This window comes from Brevibacterium sp. ZH18 (genome assembly GCF_022748595.1).
Taxonomy (GTDB): domain Bacteria; phylum Actinomycetota; class Actinomycetes; order Actinomycetales; family Brevibacteriaceae; genus Brevibacterium.
Map to the genome: position 1 here is coordinate 22636 of NZ_JALDSX010000047.1, position 7728 is coordinate 30363.

6 protein-coding genes are annotated in these 7728 nt (G+C 62.9%); 5 read left to right on the forward strand and 1 reads right to left on the reverse strand.

Annotated elements, in window-relative coordinates:
- Positions 1 to 89 precede the first annotated feature (89 nt).
- Both lpdA and sucB read left to right on the forward strand, forming a co-directional pair.
- The gene (lpdA, locus tag MPN20_RS14235; protein ID WP_242783178.1) at positions 90 to 1478 is read left to right on the forward strand and encodes a dihydrolipoyl dehydrogenase; all 1389 of its coding nucleotides are present in this window, start codon (positions 90 to 92) and stop codon (positions 1476 to 1478) included.
- Positions 1479 to 1498: 20 nt separating this feature from the next.
- Positions 1499 to 3358, forward strand: coding sequence for a 2-oxoglutarate dehydrogenase, E2 component, dihydrolipoamide succinyltransferase (gene sucB, locus MPN20_RS14240; protein WP_242783179.1), 1860 nt, complete (start codon positions 1499 to 1501; stop codon positions 3356 to 3358).
- 63 nt (positions 3359 to 3421) lie between these two features.
- On the opposite strand, the gene MPN20_RS14245 is transcribed toward sucB, so the two are convergent.
- Positions 3422 to 4972: a hypothetical protein gene (locus MPN20_RS14245; protein WP_242783180.1), complete on the reverse strand. Its 1551-nt coding sequence runs from the start codon at positions 4970 to 4972 to the stop codon at positions 3422 to 3424.
- A 157-nt stretch (positions 4973 to 5129) separates the two neighbouring features.
- Between MPN20_RS14245 and lipB the strand changes: the two genes are divergently transcribed.
- From lipB to MPN20_RS14260, 3 genes are read left to right on the forward strand one after another with little or no spacing between them, the layout of a single operon-like run.
- Positions 5130 to 5768 carry a lipoyl(octanoyl) transferase LipB gene (gene lipB / locus MPN20_RS14250; protein WP_242783181.1) on the forward strand — a complete coding sequence of 213 codons (639 nt, stop codon included), beginning with the start codon at positions 5130 to 5132 and terminating at the stop codon, positions 5766 to 5768.
- A 10-nt stretch (positions 5769 to 5778) separates the two neighbouring features.
- Positions 5779 to 6831, forward strand: coding sequence for a lipoyl synthase (gene lipA / locus MPN20_RS14255; protein WP_242783183.1), 1053 nt, complete (start codon positions 5779 to 5781; stop codon positions 6829 to 6831).
- 55 nt (positions 6832 to 6886) lie between these two features.
- A complete protein-coding gene (locus MPN20_RS14260; protein WP_242783185.1) occupies positions 6887 to 7618 on the forward strand; it encodes a DUF4191 domain-containing protein in 732 nt (243 codons plus the stop codon).
- Positions 7619 to 7728: the final 110 nt, after the last annotated feature.

Here is a 7728-nt window from a genome sequence, read left to right on the forward strand (position 1 = left end):
TATAGGCTTTCGCCCTTGGCGAGAAAAGTGGAAAGATAAGAAGGAAAGCTGCGTACCGCAGGCTTATTCACAGCTACGAGGAGTAATCCGTGAGTGACTCATTGACCTACGACCTTGTCGTCCTGGGCGGCGGAACCGGCGGCTATGCCGCGGCTCTGCGTGCTGCAGAGCTCGACATGAAGGTTGCTTTGATCGAACGCGACAAGGTTGGCGGCACATGCTTGCACCGTGGTTGTGTTCCTACGAAGGCCCTCCTGCACGCCGCAGAGGTCGCCGACACGGCGAAGGACTCGTCGAACTTCGGAATCGATGTCGAATTCAAGGGAATCGACATCGAGAAAGTCCTCGACTACAAGAACAATGTCATCTCCCGCAACTACAAGGGCCTGCAGGGCCTGGTCAAGGCACGCGGGATCGACACCTACTTCGGCACCGGCAAACTGAGCGCCAAGGACACGGTCGAGGTCAAGGGTGAAGACGGTGACCATACGGTCAAGGGCACGAACGTACTCCTGTCCACCGGTTCCACTTCGAAGACGATCGGCCTCGACATCACCGACCGCGTGCTCACGAGCACCGAGGCGCTGCAGTTGAACAAGGTCCCCGGTTCGGCGATCGTCCTCGGCGGCGGCGTCATCGGCGTCGAGTTCGCCAGCGTGTGGTCGTCCTTCGGCGCGAAGGTCACCATCGTCGAGGGTCTGCCTCACCTCGTGGCCAACGAGGACGAGACGATTTCGAAGAACCTCGAGCGTGCCTTCAAGAAGCGCAAGATCGGCTTCAAGCTCGGCGTCATGTTCAAGGGCGTCGAGGAGACCGCTGACGGAGTCAAGGTGACTCTCGACGACGGTTCGGTCCTCGAAGCCGAATACCTCCTCGTCGCCGTCGGCCGTGGCCCGGTCACCGAGGGCTTCGGCTTCGAAGAGCAGGGCATCCCGATGGATCGTGGATTCGTCCTCGCCAACGAACGTCTCCACACCGGCGTCGGCAACATCTACGCCTGCGGCGACATCGTCCCCGGTCTGCAGCTCGCCCATCGGGCGTTCGGACAGGGAATCTTCATCGCCGAGGAGATCGCTGGGCTCAACCCGGTTCCGGTCCTCGAATCCGGAATCCCCCGCGTCACCTACTGCGAGCCCGAGATCTTCTCGGTCGGACTCTCGTCGAAGCAGGCTGCGGAGAAGTATGGAGCCGACAGCGTCGAATCCATCGAATACAACCTGGGCGGCAACGGCAAGTCCGTGATTCTGGGTACGACCGGGCTGATCAAGGTCATCCGTGAGAAGGACGGACCAGTCGTTGGTGTCCATGGCATCGGCGCCCGTCTGAGCGAACAGGCCGGTGAAGCCCAACTGATCGTCAACTGGGAGGCATTCCCAGAGGAAGTCGCGCAGCTCATCCACGCGCACCCCACGCAGAATGAAGCGCTCGGCGAAGCCCACCTGGCTCTCGCCGGCAAACCCCTGCACTTCCACTCTTAAGATCCGAGGAGACGAAAGACATGTCGAATTCCGTGCAGATGCCGGCTCTCGGTGAGTCGGTGACCGAAGGAACAGTCACTCGCTGGCTGAAGTCCGTCGGCGACGAAATCGAAGTAGACGAACCATTGCTCGAGGTGTCGACCGACAAGGTCGACACTGAGATCCCCAGCCCGTATGCGGGTGTCCTGGAGAAGATCCTGGCCGACGAGGACGATGTCGTCGAAGTCGGCGGCGATCTGGCCTACATCGGCGACGGCAGCGGATCCGACTCCGCTGAGTCCGCTCCGGAAGAGGATTCTTCCGATGCAGAGCCCGAGTCTGACTCTGCTGATGCGGAAGCAGAAGCCGAATCCGCTCCTGCCGAAGAATCTGCTTCGGAGTCCGCAGACGATTCCGCTGCAGAAGCCCCAGCCGCTTCGGCCTCCGAGGGCGAGGGCACCGAGATCACGATGCCGGCTCTCGGTGAGTCCGTGACCGAAGGCACCGTGACCCGGTGGCTCAAGGAGGTCGGCGAAGAGGTCGAGGTCGACGAACCTCTCCTCGAGGTGTCCACCGACAAGGTCGACACCGAAGTGCCGTCGCCCGTCGCCGGAATCGTCCAGGCCCATCTGGCCGAAGAGGACGAGACCGTCGAGGTCGGTGCTCCGCTGGCTCGCGTCGGCTCGGGCGCGCCTGCGTCCGATGATTCAGCGCCGGCTGCCGACGATGATTCGTCCTCCTCCGACGAGGCTGCAGCTGATGAAGCTCCCGCCGCGGAAGAGGCAGAAGAAGCCGCTCCCGCTGAAGAGAAGAAGGAAGAGGCCGCACCTGAGCCTGCGAAGGCCGAGTCGAAGCCCTCTGCTCCAGCAGCACCGAAGGCGGCTGAGAAGTCGTCTGAGGCAGCTGCGTCGGCTCCAGCCGCGGCTGAGACCGTCGGCGAGAACGCCGGTTATGTGACACCTCTCGTGCGCCGACTGGCACGTGACGAGGGCGTCGATCTTTCAACAGTGAAGGGCACCGGCGTCGGCGGTCGCATCCGCAAGCAGGATGTCATCGCCGCTGCTGCGAATCGCGGTACCTCCCAGTCGGCTGACGCGGCCCAGGCTGCTTCTGCTTCACAGGCTGCCGGCGGTGCGAAGGCACCGTTCAAGCTCGAGATCCCCGAGGAGGCTGCGAAGCTGCGCGGCACCACGGAGAAGGCTTCGCGCATCCGGCAGACCATTGCCAAGCGGATGAGCGAGTCGCTCGAAGTCTCGGCCCAGCTGACGCAGGTCGTCGAGGTCGATATGACTCGAGTGGCGAAGCTGCGCAAGGCCAACAAGGAAGCATTCCAGGCCAAGCATGGTTCGAAGCTGACCTACCTGCCGTTCTTCGGCAAGGCGGTCGTCGAGGCGCTCAAGCAGCATCCGAAAGTCAACGCTCAGTACGATCTGGAATCACAGCAGATCACGTACTTCGATCAGGAGCACCTGGCGATCGCGGTGGACACTCCGCGTGGACTCCTCGTGCCCGTGATCAAGGAAGCCGGTGACCTCAGCATCGCCGGTCTGTCGAAGGCCATCGACGATGTTGCTGATCGGACCCGCAACAACAAGATCATGCCGGACGAACTCTCCGGTGGCACGTTCACCATCACCAACATCGGTTCGGTGGGTGCGCTGTTCGATACGCCGATCATTAACCAGCCGCAGATGGGAATTCTGGGCACCGGTGCGATCGTACGTCGCCCGATCGTCGTCAAGACGGACGACGGCGAAGAGTCGATCGCCATTCGGGACATGGTCTACCTGCCATTGACCTACAACCACCAGTTGGTCGACGGCGCGGATGCGGGACGCTTCCTGCAGACGATCAAGGCTCGCCTGGAAGAAGGAAACTTCGAGGCGGATCTCGAGCTCTGATGAGCTGACGTTCTCCTGAACGTATCAAGGGCCGGTCACGATTGTGACCGGCCCTTGACGTATTCAACCGGCAAGATCGCGCACCTCAGCGATCTTCCACTCCCCCGCATCCTGTGCCAGCTGGAACTCGAGGCGCTTTGACTCGAATCCCGCTCTCTGCCCTCCTGTATCCGCACTGGTCGACATCGTCGCGGTGATGACGATGCGTCCAGCGGTGCGCTTCGTGATCTCGAGATCGTCGAGTTCTATCGCATAGTCGCTGCCGGCGTACGCGTGAAGGTCGATGAGTTCGTCGGCCAGTGCCGCCGTCGAATCCGGCACCGTCAGTGCTCTGAGTCCGTCGGCATCACCCGCACTCAATGCCTCCGCACGTTCGGCGCACAGATCCTGGAGGTGCGCAACGATCTCGTTGTCACTGCGCCCAGTGGCATCGACACCAGCGGATGGGTCGGCTGTACGCTCGGCTGTACGCTCGGCTGTCTCGTCAACCTGCTCCGCACCGTCGGCCCCATCGGCTCGGGCACTGGCTGCGGTCGTGTCGGAGTTCTGGTCTGGCCGCGCTGACGACGCATCCGCACCCGCGAGGCGGATCATCACCGCTGCGCCGATGATCATCAGGAACAGCGCCGCCACCATCGGAATTCGGAATCGTCTCCACCCAGCTTCACCGGGTCTCGCTCCGTCAGATTGTCGCCGCCGGGTCGGCCAGACGGAACGGAGTCCGAGTCGCGCCGCACGTCGACCGTGACGCTTCCGGCTCTTGCGTGGAGTCTTTCCGCGGCTGACCGCACGCAGCCGGCCTGCGATCCCACCACCATGTCCCCGCTCGTCGGTCACCTTCTCCGAGAGAGCAGCTGCGAGTGAACCCGCAGGCTTGTGATGGGTGAGCACAGGACCTGCAGGTGCCTGTGCGGAGCTCGGCGGCGTGTCCGCAGCTGGATGCGCGCTCACGGCACGCAGTCGCGCTGTGAGCGCTTGCCCCGGATCGATGTCGCGTTCTGCGGGAAGGAGCGGCAGGGCACTTGGCACTCCTGAGAGGCGAAGGGCCGCCGACGCCTCGGCGATCGCTGTGGGCAAGGATGAGCCGTCCGCCGAATCATCGAGCATTTCAGCGATGACGGTGCGCAGCGGCTGCGACACGTCGGGCAGCGCGAGGTTGACGGGAAGGAGGCTCTCTTCCCACGGCCGGCCGTGCGCAGCGTGGTAGAGCATCTCGCCGATGGCTCTGCGCGCCGACGCCACAGGAGTCCTTGTGATGCCCGGGATGATTCGGGGCCTGCCATCGGCGTCGAGTCCGATGGAGTCCAGACAGAGTCGAGCCTCAGCGTCTGCTCGCCCGGGCAGCTCGGCGAAGATGCCGAGGAAGAGGGTGCACAGCTCGCCGTCAGTCAGTCCCTGGTAAGACCGGACAGCGTCGAGGACGAGACCTCCGGGCATCGGCTCAACAAGCAGCAGCGAGTTGGTTCCCGTCGGCAGCTCCACCTCGGCTTCGCCCAGAGCATCCGAACTGTTCGCGTCGAAGCCCCCGTGATCGACGCCCCACACCGTGCGTGCGTCCTCATCGACGAGTCGGTAGATCGTGTCGGAGACCGAAGCGTGGAAGTGCCAAGTCATTGTTCGTCATCTCCATTGATGCGAATAGATAGTGTTTGTGATGCTTTAATGATGCTAGAGGGTCCTCGGTAAGTCAATAGTCGAAGAATGAGGGAAGGTGTCGAGGCTCATCTCGAATCAAATTGAACCGCCGCAACAAGAGACATAGTCTGGTGGCATGCCTTTGGCCACTGAAACTCTCGGCTTCGCTCCCGAGTTCTCGGACTACATGGGAACCTGGGACCTGCAGAAGAAATATCACGAAGACGTGCTGGCGGGAAGGCGGGAATCGACCCTCCTCCTGCTCGAACATCCGCCGGTCTACACCGCGGGTAAACGCACAGAGGAGCACGAGCGCCCCGTCGACGGCACTGACGTCATCGACGTCGATCGCGGTGGGAAGATCACCTGGCACGGTCCCGGGCAGCTCGTCGCCTACTTCATCTACAAGCTCAATGACCCCAAAGAGGTCAGACTCTTCGTCTCGCAGCTCGAGGATTCCATGATCGAGCTCCTCGCCGAATACGGCATCGAAGCGACGACCGTCGACGGTCGAGCAGGGGTCTGGCTGCTCGGTGACGGGCTCAGACGCGACCGTAAGATCGGTGCGATCGGGATCCGGATCCACGAAGGGGTCACGATGCACGGTCTCGCGCTCAACTGCAGCAACGACCTCGGCGCCTATGAATCCATCGTCGCCTGCGGCATCGCAGACGCCGACACCACGACCTTGAGTGCGGAGCTCGGACGGACGGTGACACCGGAAGATGTCGCCGGTCGTCTCGACGAGATCCTGCACGCCCACATCACAGCTTAGGAGAACAGACGTGACCATTGCGCCCGAAGGCCGCCGGATGCTTCGTGTCGAGGCACGCAACTCGCAGACGCCGATCGAAGACAAGCCCGCCTGGATCAAAGCGAAGGCTCATATCGGCCCCGAATACACCTCGCTCAAGTCACTGGTGCGCAAGCAGGACCTGCACACGGTCTGCGAGGAAGCGGGATGCCCGAATATCTTCGAGTGCTGGGAGGACCGCGAAGCCACGTTCCTCATCGGCGGCGAACAGTGCACGAGGCGCTGCGACTTCTGCCAGATCGATACGGGCAAGCCTGCCGACTTCGATGCCGACGAGCCTCGCCGAGTCGCCGCCTCGGTGGGCGAGATGGGGCTGCGCTACTCCACGATCACCGGCGTGGCACGCGATGACCTTGACGACGGCGGCGCCTGGCTCTATGCCGAGACTGTGCGCCAGATCCATGACCTCGAATACGTCGACGGGCGCGGGACCGGCGTCGAGCTGCTCATCCCGGACTTCAATGCGGAACCCGATCAGCTCGCCGAGGTATTCTCCTCCCGGCCCGAGGTGCTGGCTCATAACGTCGAGACCGTCCCGCGAATCTTCAAGCGCATCCGCCCAGCGTTCAGGTACGAGCGTTCGATGGACGTGATCACCCAGGCTCGTGAGGCCGGACTGATCACGAAGTCGAACCTCATCCTCGGCATGGGCGAGACCAACGATGAGATCATCTCCGCGCTCCAGGACCTGCACGACGCAGGCTGTGACCTCATCACGATCACGCAGTATTTGCGGCCGTCGCCGCGGCACCACCCCGTCACTCGCTGGGTCAAGCCCGCTGACTTCGTGATGCTGCGCGATGCCGCCGAGGAGATGGGATTCCTCGGCGTCATGTCAGGCCCGCTCGTTCGCTCGTCGTACCGTGCTGGACGCCTGTGGGCCACGGCCATGCGCCACCGTGGTGAGCCGATTCCTTCGCATCTGGCACATCTCGACAAGCACACTCCCGCCAAGCAGGAGGCTCAGGCCGTTGTGGATACATTCGGCCCGGGCGAAGAGGTAGACTTGTCTGCTGAGCAATGATTGCGAATGAGGCCCTGCCTCGACGCAGATACGCCCTTCAAGAGCAAGTGAGAGAATGAGCGAAGAACCGCGCAAGGGACTTTTCCGCCGGAAGCCCAAGGACCCGAACAAGAAGCCGGGCCGCCTGGCGCAGATGAAGCAGGTCTACCAGCTGTCGGCCAAGCACAACAAGGCCACACCGTGGCTGTTGGCCGCAGCGATCCTCGGCTGCACGATTCTGGGTCTGCTGGCCGGACTGCTGTTCGGCGGGGCTGTCTTCACGACGATCCTCGGCTTCATGGTCGGCCTTCTGCTCGGAATGTTCATGCTCGGCCGTTTTGCTGAGACCGCTGCGTTCGCGCAGATGGAAGGACAGCCCGGCGCTTTCGGTGCGGTCCTGAACACCGCTCGTCGCGGTTACCTCATGGACGACCAGCCCATCGCCATCGACCCTAAGACCCGGGACCTTGTGTTCCGGTCGACGGGTCGGGCCGGTGTGGTTCTGCTGAGCGAAGGCCCCAAAGGTCGCAGCGCGCGACTGCTGTCACGGGAGAAGAAGCGCCACGAACGCATTCTTCCCAACGTTCCTGTCCACACGTTGCAGGGCGGCAACGAAGAGGGTCAGCTGAAGATGAAGCAGGTGGTTTCCGCCGTGCAGAAGCTTCCGCGCAAACTGAACAAGACCGAGGTCCTCGCGGTCCGCAATCGTCTGGCCGCTCTCGGTACGCAGGGCACGCGCCCCCCGATCCCGAAGGGCATCGATCCGAACAAGGCTCGCCCGAACCACAAGGCGATGCGCGGACGCTGATGCGCACTGGGTGCGATCGCCCAGACCGCTGATGCGCACTGGGTGCGATCGCCCAGACCGCTGAGCATCGTGCTGAACGGTGAGCAGATACAAGAGAGGCGCCGACTGAA